12 protein-coding genes are annotated in these 13,448 nt (G+C 71.0%); 11 read left to right on the forward strand and 1 reads right to left on the reverse strand.

The window, feature by feature from the left end; all coding sequences use genetic code 11:
- Positions 1–210: 210 nt before the first annotated feature.
- From ACFV6E_RS31285 to ACFV6E_RS31320, 8 genes are all read left to right on the forward strand, one after another.
- Complete coding sequence (locus ACFV6E_RS31285) at positions 211–861, forward strand: GntR family transcriptional regulator (RefSeq protein ID WP_385177447.1); 651 nt, start codon at positions 211–213, stop codon at positions 859–861.
- A 216-nt stretch (positions 862–1,077) separates the two neighbouring features.
- The gene (locus ACFV6E_RS31290) at positions 1,078–2,250 is read left to right on the forward strand and encodes a 4-oxalomesaconate tautomerase (protein ID WP_385177449.1); all 1,173 of its coding nucleotides are present in this window, start codon (positions 1,078–1,080) and stop codon (positions 2,248–2,250) included.
- Positions 2,231–3,181, forward strand: coding sequence for a catechol 2,3-dioxygenase (locus ACFV6E_RS31295; RefSeq protein ID WP_385177451.1), 951 nt, complete (start codon positions 2,231–2,233; stop codon positions 3,179–3,181). Before ACFV6E_RS31290 ends, ACFV6E_RS31295 begins: the two co-directional genes overlap by 20 nt.
- A 275-nt stretch (positions 3,182–3,456) precedes the next feature.
- Positions 3,457–4,788 (forward strand): MFS transporter, encoded by a 1,332-nt coding sequence (locus ACFV6E_RS31300; protein WP_385177453.1) that lies wholly within the window; start codon positions 3,457–3,459, stop codon positions 4,786–4,788.
- Positions 4,789–5,067: 279 nt separating this feature from the next.
- Positions 5,068–6,096, forward strand: coding sequence for an amidohydrolase family protein (locus ACFV6E_RS31305; RefSeq protein WP_385177455.1), 1,029 nt, complete (start codon positions 5,068–5,070; stop codon positions 6,094–6,096).
- A gap of 25 nt (positions 6,097–6,121) precedes the next feature.
- Positions 6,122–6,805 carry a 4-carboxy-4-hydroxy-2-oxoadipate aldolase/oxaloacetate decarboxylase gene (gene ligK, locus ACFV6E_RS31310; RefSeq protein WP_385177457.1) on the forward strand — a complete coding sequence of 228 codons (684 nt, stop codon included), beginning with the start codon at positions 6,122–6,124 and terminating at the stop codon, positions 6,803–6,805.
- A gap of 261 nt (positions 6,806–7,066) precedes the next feature.
- Positions 7,067–7,987 (forward strand): amidohydrolase family protein, encoded by a 921-nt coding sequence (locus ACFV6E_RS31315; protein ID WP_385177920.1) that lies wholly within the window; start codon positions 7,067–7,069, stop codon positions 7,985–7,987.
- Positions 7,988–8,026: 39 nt separating this feature from the next.
- Positions 8,027–9,406 carry an MFS transporter gene (locus ACFV6E_RS31320; protein WP_385177919.1) on the forward strand — a complete coding sequence of 460 codons (1,380 nt, stop codon included), beginning with the start codon at positions 8,027–8,029 and terminating at the stop codon, positions 9,404–9,406.
- 257 nt (positions 9,407–9,663) lie between these two features.
- Here the strand turns inward: ACFV6E_RS31320 and ACFV6E_RS31325 are convergent, their stop codons facing one another.
- Complete coding sequence (locus tag ACFV6E_RS31325; protein ID WP_385167052.1) at positions 9,664–10,068, reverse strand: cupin domain-containing protein; 405 nt, start codon at positions 10,066–10,068, stop codon at positions 9,664–9,666.
- Positions 10,069–10,251: 183 nt separating this feature from the next.
- Between ACFV6E_RS31325 and ACFV6E_RS31330 the strand changes: the two genes are divergently transcribed.
- From ACFV6E_RS31330 to ACFV6E_RS31340, 3 genes are read left to right on the forward strand one after another with little or no spacing between them, the layout of a single operon-like run.
- Entirely contained in the window at positions 10,252–10,845 is a 594-nt protein-coding gene (locus tag ACFV6E_RS31330; RefSeq protein ID WP_385167050.1) for a carboxymuconolactone decarboxylase family protein, read from the forward strand.
- Positions 10,846–10,883: 38 nt separating this feature from the next.
- Positions 10,884–12,422, forward strand: coding sequence for a sugar ABC transporter ATP-binding protein (locus ACFV6E_RS31335; protein WP_385167049.1), 1,539 nt, complete (start codon positions 10,884–10,886; stop codon positions 12,420–12,422).
- The gene (locus ACFV6E_RS31340; RefSeq protein WP_385167047.1) at positions 12,419–13,426 is read left to right on the forward strand and encodes an ABC transporter permease; all 1,008 of its coding nucleotides are present in this window, start codon (positions 12,419–12,421) and stop codon (positions 13,424–13,426) included. Before ACFV6E_RS31335 ends, ACFV6E_RS31340 begins: the two co-directional genes overlap by 4 nt.
- Positions 13,427–13,448: the final 22 nt, after the last annotated feature.

The following is a 13,448-nucleotide window of genomic DNA, read 5'->3' on the forward strand; positions in this document are numbered from 1 at the left end:
GTTCCCGGCCGGGAACCGGCGACCGCGTCTCTGTGAGCGGCGGGGGAGGCGGCGGCGCCGGGCAACCATGGGACTCTTATGGCCGGTCAACGCTGTCGTGGCCGGGGCGCACACGGTCGGGGAGCGTGGCGCCAACATAGAGAACAAAATTGTTGACAATGTTGTTGGCCTAGATTTAGGTTCGACAGGCACTCACTCAGGGAGGGCACGATGCAGGAGGAAGCCCGTCCGGGCACCGGAGAGCAGGCCAAGCAGCACGCACTGGTGCAGCTCAGGCAGGCGATCCTGCGCGGCGAGATGGCACCGGCCCAGCGGCTGGTGGAGAACGAACTCGCCGAGCAGTTCGGTGTGACGCGGGCCAGCATCCGGGCGGCGCTCATCGATCTGGCGTCGGAGGGGCTGGTCGAGCGGATCCGCAACCGCGGTTCCCGGGTACGGGTGGTGACGGTCGAGGAGGCGGTGGCCATCACCGAGTGCCGCATGGTCCTCGAAGGGCTGTGCGCGGCCAAGGCGGCGGTCTCGGTGACCGACGAGCAACTGGCCGAACTGACCGCACTGGGCGAGCGGATGACCAAGGCGGTCGCGGGTGGGGAGCCGGTGAGCTACTCCGAGCTCAACCATGAACTGCACGCCCGCATCCGGGAGTTCTCCGGCCAGCAGGTGGCCGTGGAGCTGCTGGAACGGCTCAACGCCCAGTTGGTGCGCCACCGTTTCCAGCTCGCGCTGCGTCCGGGGCGCCCACAGAAGTCCCTGGGTGAACATCTGGCCATGATCGAGGCGATCAGGGCCCGGGATCCGAAGGCGGCCGAGGAGGCCGTCCGTGTCCACCTCGCCGGTGTGATCGACGCGTTGCGCGAATGACACCCGCCGGGTGGGCCGACCGGCCTGTCCAGCAAGGAGACTGACCATGACGCACGGCAAGGCGCCCACCGCCTGCCGCCCGGCCCGGACGACGGCCGGGCCCGCCGGTTCCACGGCCGCGACGACGGCCGGCACGCACCTCGTAGCCCTCCAAGGACGGCGGTCCGGCGGCGCTTCCCGCCCGCAGGTCTGTGCAGCGGCTCCCGGGAGGCTGTCATGAGCGGCCGGGACGCGGCCACCGCTGCCGTGCACCGTACCGGCGACGGGACGCCGGACGAGGTGCGCTGCATGCTCATGCGCGGCGGTACCTCCAAGGGTGCCTATTTCCTCGCCGAGGACCTGCCCGCAGACCCCGCGGCCCGCGACGATCTGCTGCTGCGCGTCATGGGCAGCCCCGACCCGCGCCAGATCGACGGCCTCGGCGGCGCCCACCCGCTGACCAGCAAGGTCGGGGTCATCTCCGGGTCCGGGGAGCCGGACGCGGACGTCGACTACCTCTTCCTCCAGGTCAACGTCGACACCCCCGAGGTCTCCGACCGGCAGAACTGCGGCAACATCCTGGCGGGAGTGGGCCCCTTGGCCGTGGAGCGCGGTCTGGTACCCGCCGGTGACACCGAGACGTCCGTCCGGATCCGCATGCTCAACACGGGCGAACTGGCCGTCGCCACCTTCCCCACCCCCGGCGGACGCGTCGACTACACCGGCGACGCCGAGATATCGGGCGTGCCCGGCACCGCCGCCGCGGTCGTCATCGAGTTCCCGCAGGGCAGCAGCCCCCTGCTGCCCACGGGCAATGTCCGCGACACCGTCGCGGGCACGGAGGTGACCTGCGTCGACAACGGGATGCCCGTGGTGCTGATCGCCGCGGAGTCCCTGAAGATCACCGGCTACGAGTCACCGGCCGAGCTGGAGGCCGACGAGCGGCTCGCCGCGCGCCTGAGGGAGATCCGGCTGGCGGCCGGCCCGCTGATGGGCCTCGGCGACGTCGAGGGCACCACCGTGCCCAAGCTCAGCCTGCTCGCGCCGCCCAGAAACGGCGGCGCGGTCACCACCCGTACCTTCATCCCCGTCCGCTGCCACACCTCCATCGGCGTGCTCGGCGCCGCGAGCGTGGCCGCGGGACTCCGCCTGCCCGGCGGGGTGGGGGAGCCGCTCGCGGAGCTGCCCGGCAGCGGCGACCGCCTGCGCATCGAACACCCCACCGGATTCCTGGAGGTCGAGACCGCCGTCGACCCCGGCTCCGGTGCCACGGCCCCGGTGGTCCGCCGTACCGCCGTCGTGCGCACCGCACGGAAGATCTTCGACGGCACCGTGTTCCCCCGGCCCGCCGGGACGGCACCGATTCCCGCACCATCCTCTGGAGGCAACGATGACTCCGCCGCTCGGTGACATCGCCCATATCGGCCACGCCCAGCTCTTCACGCCCGACCTGGACGCCAGCGTCGCCTTCTTCACGGACTACCTCGGGCTCACCGTCAACGGGCGGCAGGGCGACACCGTGTACCTGCGCACCTTCGACGACTACGAGCACCACAGCCTGGTCCTCACCGCCCGCGAACAGCCCGGCCTCGGCCGGCTCGCCCTGCGCACCTCCTCGGAGGGGGCGCTCCAGCGTCGGGTGAAGGCCCTGGAGGAGACGGGCCGCCCCGGCCAGTGGGTCGAGGACGAGCCGGGCATCGGCAAGCTGTACGTCAGCACCGACCCCGACGGCCACGAGCACGCCCTGTACTGGGAGAGCGAGTACTACCGGGCCCCCGAGGAGCTGCGGCCCGCGCTGAAGAACCAGCCGCAGGCCAAGCCCAACCGGGGCGTCGGCGTACGCCGCCTTGACCACGTCAACTTCCTCGCCTCGGACGTGCTCGCCAACGCCGAGTTCCAGGAGCAGGTCCTCGGGGCCCGCGCCACCGAGCAGATCAGGCTCGACACCGGGCGGATCGCCGCACGCTGGCTGACCTTCACCGACAAGTCGTACGACGTCGTCTACACGGAGGACTGGACCGGGTCCTCGGGGCGGCTGCACCACATCGCCTTCGCGGCGGACACCCGCGAGGACATCCTGCGCGCCGCCGACCTCGCCATCGACACCGGTGTCTTCATCGAGACCGGCCCGCACAAGCACGCCATCCAGCAGACGTTCTTCCTGTACGTCTACGAGCCCGGCGGCAACCGCATCGAACTGTGCAACCCGCTCACCCGGCTGGTGCTGGCCCCGGACTGGCCGCTGGTCACCTGGACCGAGGAGGAGCGGAAGAAGGGCCAGGCCTGGGGGCTGAAGACCATCGAGTCGTTCCACACCCACGGGACCCCGCCGCTCGGCTGAGTACGGGGGGAGCACGGGGGCAGCAGGGGCGGGCGGCACACCACCACGGGGTGCCGCCCGCCCTGTGTCACCTGGCGGTTCGCGCTGCTCGCGGAGGCTCCGGTGGCGTTGACGAAATCGTTTCTTAGATTGTTGACAAAAGCGTTGACACTCGCGGCCGTCGATCCTTAACGTCGGGCCACTGAAAACCGGGCCGGCCGCTCGAGCCGCTGAGGCCCGGTTCACTCCCCGATCCCCCTTCCAGGGACCCGCCTCCTGGACGAGAGGAAACAACGATGTCCTCCTCACCCTCCGTGGCCGCCCGCGGCAACAGACTGGCCTTCCTGGTCATCGGTCTGTGCTGGCTGGTCGTCCTCTTCGACGGCCTCGACATGTTCGTCTACGGCTCCGTGCTGCCCCACATGCTGGAGCACCACGCCCTCGGCCTCGACGCGTCCAAGGCCGGCGACCTCGGCAGCTACGCCACCTTCGGCATGCTGATCGGCGCCCTGTCCGCGGGTACGGTCACCGACTGGATCGGACGCAAGAAGGTCATCGTGACCTGCACGGTGGTCTTCTCGCTCGCGTCGGCCCTGTGCGCCGTGGCGCCGAGCCTCGGAGTGTTCGGCCTCGGCCGCTTCATCGCGGGCCTCGGCCTCGGCGGACTGCTGCCCACCACCATCACCATGGTCGCCGAGTTCGCGCCGCGCGGCCGCGCCGCCCTGGTCGTGGGCACGCTGATGACGGCCCACCAGGCCGGCGGCATCCTGTCCGGCTTCGTCGGCCTGTGGACCGGCGGCGCCAACGGCTGGCGCGTCGCGTACTGGATCTGCGTGGCCCCGCTGGTCATCGGCGTGCCGCTGGTCCTGAAGTTCCTGCCGGAGTCGCTGAGCTTCCTGCTGGCCCGGGGCCGTACCGAGGAGGCCCGCGCGCTGGCCGCCCGCTACGACGTGGAACTGCCCGCCGCCGACGCGGAGCGGCCCGCCGCGGGCGACCGCTGGAGCGCCGTCGCCGCCCTCTTCCGCGGCGGCCTGTGGGTCAACACCCTGATGTTCTGGATCGCCTCGTTCGGCGGTCTGCTCCTGGTCTACGGCGTCAGCAACTGGCTGCCCACGATGATGCGCGGCGCGGGCTACGAGCTCGGCTCCTCGCTGTCCTTCGTGGTGGTCATCAACCTCGGCGGCATCGCGGGCATGCTGATCGCCGGCCGGTTCTCCGACCGCTTCGGCGCCCTGCGCGTGGCCACCATCTGGTTCGCGGCCACTGCCGCCGGTGTCTACCTGCTCGGCGTCCACATGCCGCTGGCCCTCACCTACGTGGTCGTCTTCCTGACCGGCCTGTTCCTGTTCAGCGCCCAGGCGATGATCTACGCGGCCGTGGCCGGCCGGTCCACCGCGGACAACCGGGCCACCGCCGTCGGCTGGGTCTCCGGCATCGGCCGCTTCGGCGCCGTGGTCGGTCCGTGGCTCGGCGGCCAGCTCGTCGCCAGCGAGTCCGAGAGCTGGGGCTTCACGGTCTTCGCCGCGACGGCCGTGCTCTCCACCGTCTTCATCGCCCTCGCGGGCCTCGGCGGCCGGTCGGGGACCCCCGCCGCCAGGACTCCCGAGCCGGTGTCCACGGCGGGCTGACCGGGTCCGGTCACAGGTGGGGCCGCGTCCGCGCGGTCCCACCTTTTTCGTCACCGATATTGTCAACAATATGGTCAGAGGTTAGGTTGAGGGTGTCGACGGACCGAGGGAGGGCGTCGCCGGCAGCCGCCGGGCCGGGACTCCCGGCCACGCCGACGACGGATCCGCACCGCAGGCCGCCCCGGGTGGTACGACAGCGAGGCCGCGCCGCGGCATCCCGCCGACAAGCCGTCACCCCGCGGTTCCCCGTCGCCTCTCGGACCTTGAGGAGCTATCACGATGATCATCGACTGCCACGGTCACTACACGACCGCCCCGCCGGCGCTCGCCGACTGGCGGGACAGGCAGATCGCCGCCCTCGCCGACCCCGCCGCCGCGGCCCCCGACCCGGCCGAACTGCGCATCAGTGACGACGAGCTGCGGATGAGCATAGAGACCAACCAGCTCCGCATGATGGACGAGCGCGGCATCGACCTGACGGTCTTCTCGCCCCGCGCCTCGTTCATGGCGCACCACATCGGCGACTTCCACACCTCCGCCCGGTGGGCGTCGATCTGCAACGAGCTGATCCACCGTGTCAGCACCCTCTACCCCGAGCGGTTCGCGCCCGCCGCCATGCTGCCGCAGTCCCCGGGCGTCGACCCCGCCACCTGCGTCCCCGAACTCAAGCGCTGCGTCGAGGAGTACGGCGCGGTCGCGGTGAACCTCAACCCCGACCCCTCCGGCGGCCACTGGACGGCCCCGCCGCTCACCGACCGCCACTGGTACCCGGTGTACGAGGCGATGGTCGAGTACGACATCCCGGCCATGGTGCACGTCAGCACCAGCGTCAACCCCGCCTTCCACACCACCGGCGCGCACTACCTGAACGCCGACACCACGACGTTCATGCAGCTCATCCAGGGCGACCTGTTCGCGGACTTCCCCACGCTGAAGCTGATCATCCCGCACGGCGGCGGCGCCGTACCGTTCCACTGGGGCCGCTTCCGCGGGCTCGCCATGGCGCTGAAGAAGCCCCCGCTGGAGGAGCACGTCCTCAACAACGTCTTCTTCGACACCTGCGTCTACCACCAGCCCGGCATCGACCTGCTGCTCGATGTCGTGCCGCTGCGCAACGTGCTGTTCGCCTCGGAGATGATCGGCGCCGTCCGGGACATCGACCCGTGCACCGGCCACCACTTCGACGACACGCGCCGCTACGTGGAGAGCGCGGTGCTGTCGCCCGAGCAGCTCGCCGGGATCCAGGAGCACAACGCCCGCACCGTCTACCCCCGCCTGAACACCTTGCTCACCCGGCAGGGCCGCTGAACCCCACGAGGAGAACGGCAACTTCATGTACGAACTGGGAGTCGTCCACCGCACCGTCGACCGGCCCGACCGCGCCGAAGTCGACGCGCTCGCGCCCTTCGGCGTGAGCACCATCCACGAGGCCATGGGACGCACCGGCCTGATGCGCCCCTACATCCGGCCCGTCTATCCGAGCGCCAAGCTGATCGGCACCGCCGTCACGGTGCTGCTCCAGCCCGGCGACAACTGGATGATGCACGTGGCCGCGGAACAGCTGAAGCCGGGTGACGTGCTCGTCGCGGCCTGCACCACCGAGTGCGAGGACGGGTTCTTCGGCGAACTGCTCGCCACCTCCATGCGCGCACAGGGCTGTGTCGGCCTCGTCATCGACGGCGGCGTCCGCGACGTCGCCGAGCTGGAGGAGATGGACTTCCCCGTCTTCAGCCGGGCCATCAACTCCAAGGGCACCGTCAAGGCCACCCTCGGCTCCGTCAACGTGCCCGTCATCTGCGCCAACGCCCAGGTCAACCCCGGTGACGTGGTCGTCGGCGACAAGGACGGCGTGGTCGTCGTACCCGCCGGGCGCGTCGCCGAGGTCGCCGAGGCCGCCGCGAAGCGGGAGGCCAGCGAGGAGGGCAAGCGCAAGCGGTTCCGGGCTGGCGAACTCGGCCTCGACATCTACGGGATGCGCGAGCCGCTTCAGAAGGCGGGCCTGCGCTACGTCGACTGACACCCTGCGGGGCGCGGGCCGGACCCGTCCGGGACCTCCGGCCCGCGCCCCGGCCCCGGCGGACGGAACACCTCCGCCTCCCCCCTCTTCTTCCTCCGCCGGCCGGCGTGCCCGCCCGCGCACCGGCCCCCGCTCCGACGCCGCCGAGCCGCCCGGCCGTCCGGACCGCCCGCCACCTCGCGCCTCCCGCGCCGTCGCGCCCTCGGCGACCACCTCACGCACCCAGCACAGCCGTCCACAGCACTGCCCCAAGGAGTACCGATGAGCGCCACAAGCACCAAGACCCCCGGATGGCTGGACTGGTACCCGAACCCCTCACGGCCCGCCCTCGCCCTCCCGCCGGGAGCCGTGGACGCCCACTGCCACGTGTTCGGACCGGCCGGGCGGTTCCCGTTCGCTCCGGAGCGCAAGTACACGCCCTGCGACGCGAGCAAGGACCAGCTCGCCGCGCTGCACGAGCGCCTGGGGATCAGCCGCCGGGTCATCGTCCAGGCGACCTGCCACGGCGCGGACAACAGCGCCATGGTCGACGCGGTGCGTGCGGCCCGGGGGGCGGCCCGCGGGATCGCCACGGTACGGGCCGACGTCACCGACGCCGAACTGCGCGAACTCGACGCGGCGGGCGTCCGCGGCGTCCGGTTCAACTTCCTCAAGCGGCTGGTCGACACCTCGCCCAAGGACGAACTCGCCGCCGTGGCCAAGAAGATCGCCCCGCTCGGCTGGCACATCGTCATCTACTTCGAGAGCGAGGACCTGGCCGAGCTCGAGGACTTCTTCGGCTCGCTGCCCACCCCGCTCGTCGTGGACCACATGGGCAGGCCCGACGTCACCAAGCCCGCCGACGGACCCGAGTTCGGCCGCTTCCTGCGCTTCGTCGAGCGGGGCGACGTCTGGGTCAAGGTGACCTGTCCGGAGCGGCTCAGCGTCACCGGGCCCGCCGCCCTCGACGGCGAACGCCACGCCTACACCGACGTCGTGCCCTTCTCCCGGCGCGTGGTCGAGGAGTTCCCCGACCGGGTCCTGTGGGGCACCGACTGGCCGCACCCCAACCTCAAGAACCACATGCCGGACGACGGACTGCTCGTGGACCATCTGCCGCTGATCGCGGTCACCGAGGAGCAGCGGCACAAGCTGCTCGTCGCCAACCCGACGCGCCTGTACTGGCCCGGCGAAGAAGCCTGACCCGCCCAGCCCCACCCGCTTCTTCGAAAGGGCACCACCGTGCAGCACTCCAATGCGGCGAACCGGCTGGACCGGCTGCCGATCTCCCGCTTCCACAAGGTCACCCTGCTGGCCGTGTCGTTCGCCTACTTCTTCGAGTTCGCGGACATCAACAGCTTCGCCACCACCGCGCCCCGCCTCATCAAGCTCTGGGGCGTCACCGTCGACCAGGTCGCGTACGTGACCTCGCTGTCCTTCGTGGGCATGTTCATCGGCTCCGTCGTGGCCGGCGCCATCGCCGACCGCTGGGGCAGAAAACGGGCGCTGACCTGGACCACGCTCTTCTTCGGCGTGTTCTCCCTGGTCTCCGTCTTCTCCTGGGACATCGTCTCGCTCGGCGTCTTCCGGGTGCTCACCTCGGCGGGCCTGTCCGCCATGACGGTGGTCGCGGTGATCTACGTCAGTGAGCTCTACCCGGCGGCCGTGCGCGGCAAGTACCAGGCGTACGCCATCGTCATCGGCATCTGCGGCACCCCCGTCACCAACCTCATCGCCAGCGCCGTCGTCCCGCTCTCCCACTGGTCCTGGCGGCTGGTCTACCTGTGGGGCGCCCTCGGCATCCTCTTCGTGTTCTTCACCCGGCACCTGAAGGAGTCGCCGCGCTGGTACGAGAGCCGCGGCCGGCACGCCGAGGCGGACGCCGTGCTGACCGAGATCGAGGCCCGGGTCACCGCGGAGCAGGGCCCGCTGCCCGAGCCCGCGCCGCCGGTCGAGCAGCCGGTCACGGCGAAGGTCCCGCTGCGCCTGCTGCTCCAGAAGAAGTACCTGCTGCCCACGCTGCTGCTCACGGTCCTGTGGGTGACCCAGACCATCGGCTTCTTCGGCTACTCGAGCTGGGCGCCCACCCTGCTGGCCAAGGAGGGCTTCAGCGTCGAGAAGTCCATCTTCTACGTGGCGCTGACCACCGTGGGCGCGCCGCTGGGCTCGTACCTCGCCTCGCTGGTCACCGACCGGTTCGAGCGCAAGTGGTGCCTGGTCGCCTTCGGTTCGGTGATCGCGGTGTGCGGTCTGCTGTACGGCCTCACCTTCGACCCGGTCCTCATCGTGGTCTTCGGCTTCCTCGTCAACCTCTTCGAGCGCGGCTACACCGCCCTCGGGTACGCGTACTCGCCCGAACTCTTCGACACCCGTGGCCGTTCGCTGGGCACCGGCATCTCCTACGGGCTCGGCCGGCTGTCCAACGCGGCGGGGCCGCTGATCATCGCCGCGCTCTACAACCGGACCGGCTACCAGAGCGTGTTCTTCTTCATCGCCGGGACCTGGCTCCTGGGCGCGATCGTGCTCGCCGTCTTCGGCCCGCGGACCCGGCGCGCGGCGGCCGAGGCCCTCGCCCGGCAGCAGGCGGCGGCCGCGCACGGCGAGGTGAAGCAGCCCTCCTGACCGTCCGCCCGCGGACACCCGACCGGCCGGCTCCGCCGGGTTCCCGCCGTCCCCTCGGCGGCGGGAACCCGGCGGAGCCGTGTGCTGTCCGCACCCTGGCCGCCCTGCTCCGGCCGTGCTGCGGCAGCGCGAATAATCGTCAACGATGTAGTTCAACATCTTGCCGACATAATCCCCGCGCGGTTACGGTCACCGCCACACGCACAGATCCGGGGAGCCGCTCATGGATCAACAGCAAGCCCCGCCGAGCCGCCGTCTCAGCCCATCAGGTCCTCGGCCGACAGGTGTTCCACCGTCACGCCGGTATCGGTGAACGTCCGCGTCACCTTTCCCGACGTATAGACCCACAGGATCCGCAGCGGGGTGTCACCGACGTTCCGGAAAAGGTGCGGAACGGGGGAGGGGACGTACGTGGTGTCGAAGCGCTCCAGTCGTGTCACCTCACCGTCGACCACGACCTCGGCCTCTCCGTCCAGAATCGTCACGTGCTCGTCGCAGTTGTGGGAGTGCATCGGCGCGCCCGAACCCACCGGATAAACGCTCATTCCGCTGGTGATCAGATTCTCGCCGTCCGCCGCCGGAGTCGTGATCAGAGGAGTCGTCACGACCGAGCCTCCACGGTCGAGCAAGCGCACGGAAGCGGCCTTGATGATGACTGTCATGCGGAAACCCTCTCCAGACGTGGCGTCGTCCGACGTTAAAGGCCCGATGGGCGAACGAGACTCCTCCGGCGTGCAGTTTTACCTTGCATTCCGGGAAGGGTGAGCGGCTTCCGCCCGGATGTACCGTCGGCTGCCGTCGCACGGATTTCCAGGCCGTGTCACCCAAGAAAGGCAGGCACCGGCATGAGGCTTCCCGTCCTCGCCACCGATGACATGACCGAGCGTCAGCAGGAACTCAGCGCCCGCATCACCGCACGCCGCGGCGGAGTGCGCGGACCGTTCCGGGTGTGGCTGAACAGCCCCGAACTCTGCGAGCGCGTCGAGTCGCTCGGCGCGTATCTGCGCTTCGAGTCGAGCCTGCCGAAGCGGCTGCGCGAACTGACCCTGCTGATGGCGGCCCGGCACTGGGACGCCCAGTACTCGTGGAACGCCCATGCCGCCACCGCCGTCGAGGCCGGCATCCCGGAGGCCGCCGTCAAGGCCGTCGCCGAGCGCCGCACCCCGCACTTCGACAGCGAGGAGGACACCGCGTTCCACGCGTTCTGCCACGAACTCCTGGAGCAGCACTTCGTCTCCGACGAGACCTTCGCGCGCGCCCACGCCTTCTTCGGCTCCCAGGGCCTGGTCGACGCGGTGGGCTCGCTGGGCAACTTCAGCATGCTCGGCATGTGTCTGAACGCCTTCCAGGTCGACCTCCAGGCCGACCGCGAGCCGCCCTTCCCCGACATCCGCGGCTTCGAGCGGATCTCCGGCGACGGGGACCGGTCACAGCCGTGATCGCCCGCCCCGACCGACGCACCCAGGGGAGCACCGACGTGCCACCCAGGACCGCGCCCCACCCCGGGCGGGCGAGCAGTGCCGCGGCGCCCGCGCCGGTGGTCCGCATCCGCGACCTCACCAAGAGCTTCGGCGGCGCGCAGGCGCTGGGGGGCGTCTCGCTCGACATCCGCCCCGGTGAAATCCACGCCCTCATGGGCATGAACGGGGCCGGCAAGTCCACCCTGGTCCAGCTCCTCGCGGGCGTGCACCAGGGCGACGGCGGCACCATCGAGGTCGGCGGTCAGTGCCAGTCCGCGCTCACCACCCGCAAGGCACGGCGGCTCGGCATCGCCACCGTGCCCCAGCGCCGCGAGCTGGCCATGGACCTGACGGTCGCCGAGAACGTCCTCCTCGGCGACCTCCCGGCCGCCGGCTCCCTCGTCTCCTGGAAGGCCGTCAGGGACCAGGCCCGCACGTCGCTGACCGCGCTCGGCATCGACATCGACGTGACCCGCACCGCGGGCGGGCTCACCGTCGCCGAGCAGACGATGGTCGAGGTGGCCCGCGAGGTGCGGCGCGGCGGCAAGGTGCTGATCCTGGACGAGCCCACCGCGTGCCTGGGCGCCGACGCGGCCGACCGGATCAGGAGGCTCGTACGCACCCTGCGCGACGAGGGCGTGGCGGTCGTCTACATCTCGCACTACATCGACGAGGTGCTGGCGGTCGCCGACCACGTCACCGTGTTGCGCGACGGCCGCGTGGTGCACAGCGGCCCCGCCGCCGCGACCGACGCCGCCGGACTCGTCCGCAGCATGGTCGGCCGCGACGTCGTCTCCGTCCGCCCCGAACGGCCCGCCCCCAAGGACGAGATCGCCCTGGCCGTACGGGGACTGAGCGACGGCCGGGCCGTCAGGGACTTCGCCGTCGAGGTGCGCCGGGGCGAGATCGTCGCGGTGCTCGGCCCGGCCGGCGACGCCCAGTCCCGTCTGTTCGACCTGCTGTCCGGACGCCGCCGCCCGGACGCCGGGGAGCTGACGGTGGACACCACCCGCGTGCCCTTCGGAAAGGTGGCGCTCTCGCTGGCCAGCGGGCTGCGCTGCGTCACAGGCGACCGCCGCGCCCTCGGCCTGATCCCCGAACTCTCCCTGGACGAGAACCTGATGCTCGCCACCGACCGGCTGGCCCGGCGGCGGCTCCAGCGCTGGTCCTCCCTCACCCGCCGGGCCGCCCCGCTGCGGGAGAGCTACGGCGTGGTCTCGCTGACCCGCAACCCGGCTGTCGGCCGGCTCTCCGGCGGCAACCAGCAGAAGGTCCTGCTGGCCAAGTGGCTGCAGACCGCGCCCGTCGCCTGCTTCCTCGAAGACCCCACCAACGGGGTGGACGTCGCCGCCATGGCCGAGATCCACACCCTCGTCGACGACCTCGCCGCCCAGGGCGCGGCCGTCCTGCTCGCGTCGTCCTCCGCCGAGGAGGTCATGCGCCTCGCCGACCGCGTGATCGTCGTCAGCGGCGGCCGGACCGTCGCCGAACACGACATCACCGCCATCACCCACGACGAACTCGTCGCCACCGCCCTCGGAGGGCAGCCCCAATGAGCCTCGAAGCACCACCGGCAGCGCCCGGCACCCCGCGGGCCCGCAAGGCCGCACCGGACCGGAGCCCGCTCGGCGCCCTGCGCGGCGTACCGCACATCGGTCTGGTCGTGGTCCTGGTCCTCGTCGTCGTCTTCGCGGGCGTCGAGACCGACTCGTTCGCCACCTCCACCAACGTGCTGAACATCCTGCGACAGGTCAGCGTGGTCGCGGTGATCGCCGCGGGGCTCACCCTGCTGATGACCGCGGGCGGCATGGACTTCTCCATGGGCAGCAACGCCTCCGTCGTCACCGCGGTCGCGGCCCAGCTGCTCGACCACGGCAGGTCCACCGCCTTCACCGTCGTCGTCTCGCTGCTGATCGCCACGGCCATCGGACTGGTCAACGGCGCCGTGGTGACGTTCACAGGCGTCGCGCCGTTCGTCGCCACCCTCGCCACCGCCACCCTCCTGGACGGCGTGGCCCTGCTGGTCCTGGACGGCCTCAGCGTCTCCATCGGCGACCACCTGTCGTCGCTGGGCTCCGGCACCTCGCTCGGCATGCCCCACCTGCTCATCACGGCGATCGTCGTGATGGCGGCGATCGGTCTGGTCATGAAGTACACCGTCTTCGGCCGCGACGCGTTCGCCATCGGCGGCAACGAGCACGTCGCCCAGCTCAGCGGCATCGGCGTCGGCCTGCACAAGATGGTGCTCTACGGCCTGACCGGTGCCCTGTCGGGGCTCGCGGGCCTGATGCTGCTGGCCCGGCTGGCCGCCAGCAGCCCCGGCACCGGCGGGCTCACCCTCCAGCTCACCGCCGTCGCCGCGGTCGTCATCGGCGGCACCGCGCTGGCCGGCGGCTCCGGCACCGTCATCGGCACCGTCCTCGGAGTGCTGCTGCTCGGCGTGGTCGCCAACGCGCTGAACCTGCTCCAGGTCTCCAGCTACTTCCAGACCATCTCCGTCGGCGCCGTCCTGCTGATCGCGGCCATCGCCAACCAGTTCCACAAGAAGTCCCGGCACTGACGCGGCAGCCGCCACCGGTCAC

Origin of the sequence: Streptomyces sp. NPDC059785, from assembly GCF_042732375.1 — a bacterium.
GTDB lineage: Bacteria > Actinomycetota > Actinomycetes > Streptomycetales > Streptomycetaceae > Streptomyces.

Bases quoted from the DNA above. Each gene is read 5' to 3' on its own strand.
- ACFV6E_RS31285 (WP_385177447.1), top strand. From the start codon at position 211: ATGCAGGAGGAAGCCCGTCCGGGCACCGGAGAGCAGGCCAAGCAGCAC.
- ACFV6E_RS31290 (WP_385177449.1), top strand. From the start codon at position 1,078: ATGAGCGGCCGGGACGCGGCCACCGCTGCCGTGCACCGTACCGGCGAC.
- ACFV6E_RS31295 (WP_385177451.1), top strand. From the start codon at position 2,231: ATGACTCCGCCGCTCGGTGACATCGCCCATATCGGCCACGCCCAGCTC.
- ACFV6E_RS31300 (WP_385177453.1), top strand. From the start codon at position 3,457: ATGTCCTCCTCACCCTCCGTGGCCGCCCGCGGCAACAGACTGGCCTTC.
- ACFV6E_RS31305 (WP_385177455.1), top strand. From the start codon at position 5,068: ATGATCATCGACTGCCACGGTCACTACACGACCGCCCCGCCGGCGCTC.
- ligK (WP_385177457.1), top strand. From the start codon at position 6,122: ATGTACGAACTGGGAGTCGTCCACCGCACCGTCGACCGGCCCGACCGC.
- ACFV6E_RS31315 (WP_385177920.1), top strand. From the start codon at position 7,067: ATGAGCGCCACAAGCACCAAGACCCCCGGATGGCTGGACTGGTACCCG.
- ACFV6E_RS31325 (WP_385167052.1), bottom strand. From the start codon at position 10,068: ATGACAGTCATCATCAAGGCCGCTTCCGTGCGCTTGCTCGACCGTGGA.
- ACFV6E_RS31330 (WP_385167050.1), top strand. From the start codon at position 10,252: ATGAGGCTTCCCGTCCTCGCCACCGATGACATGACCGAGCGTCAGCAG.
- ACFV6E_RS31340 (WP_385167047.1), top strand. From the start codon at position 12,419: ATGAGCCTCGAAGCACCACCGGCAGCGCCCGGCACCCCGCGGGCCCGC.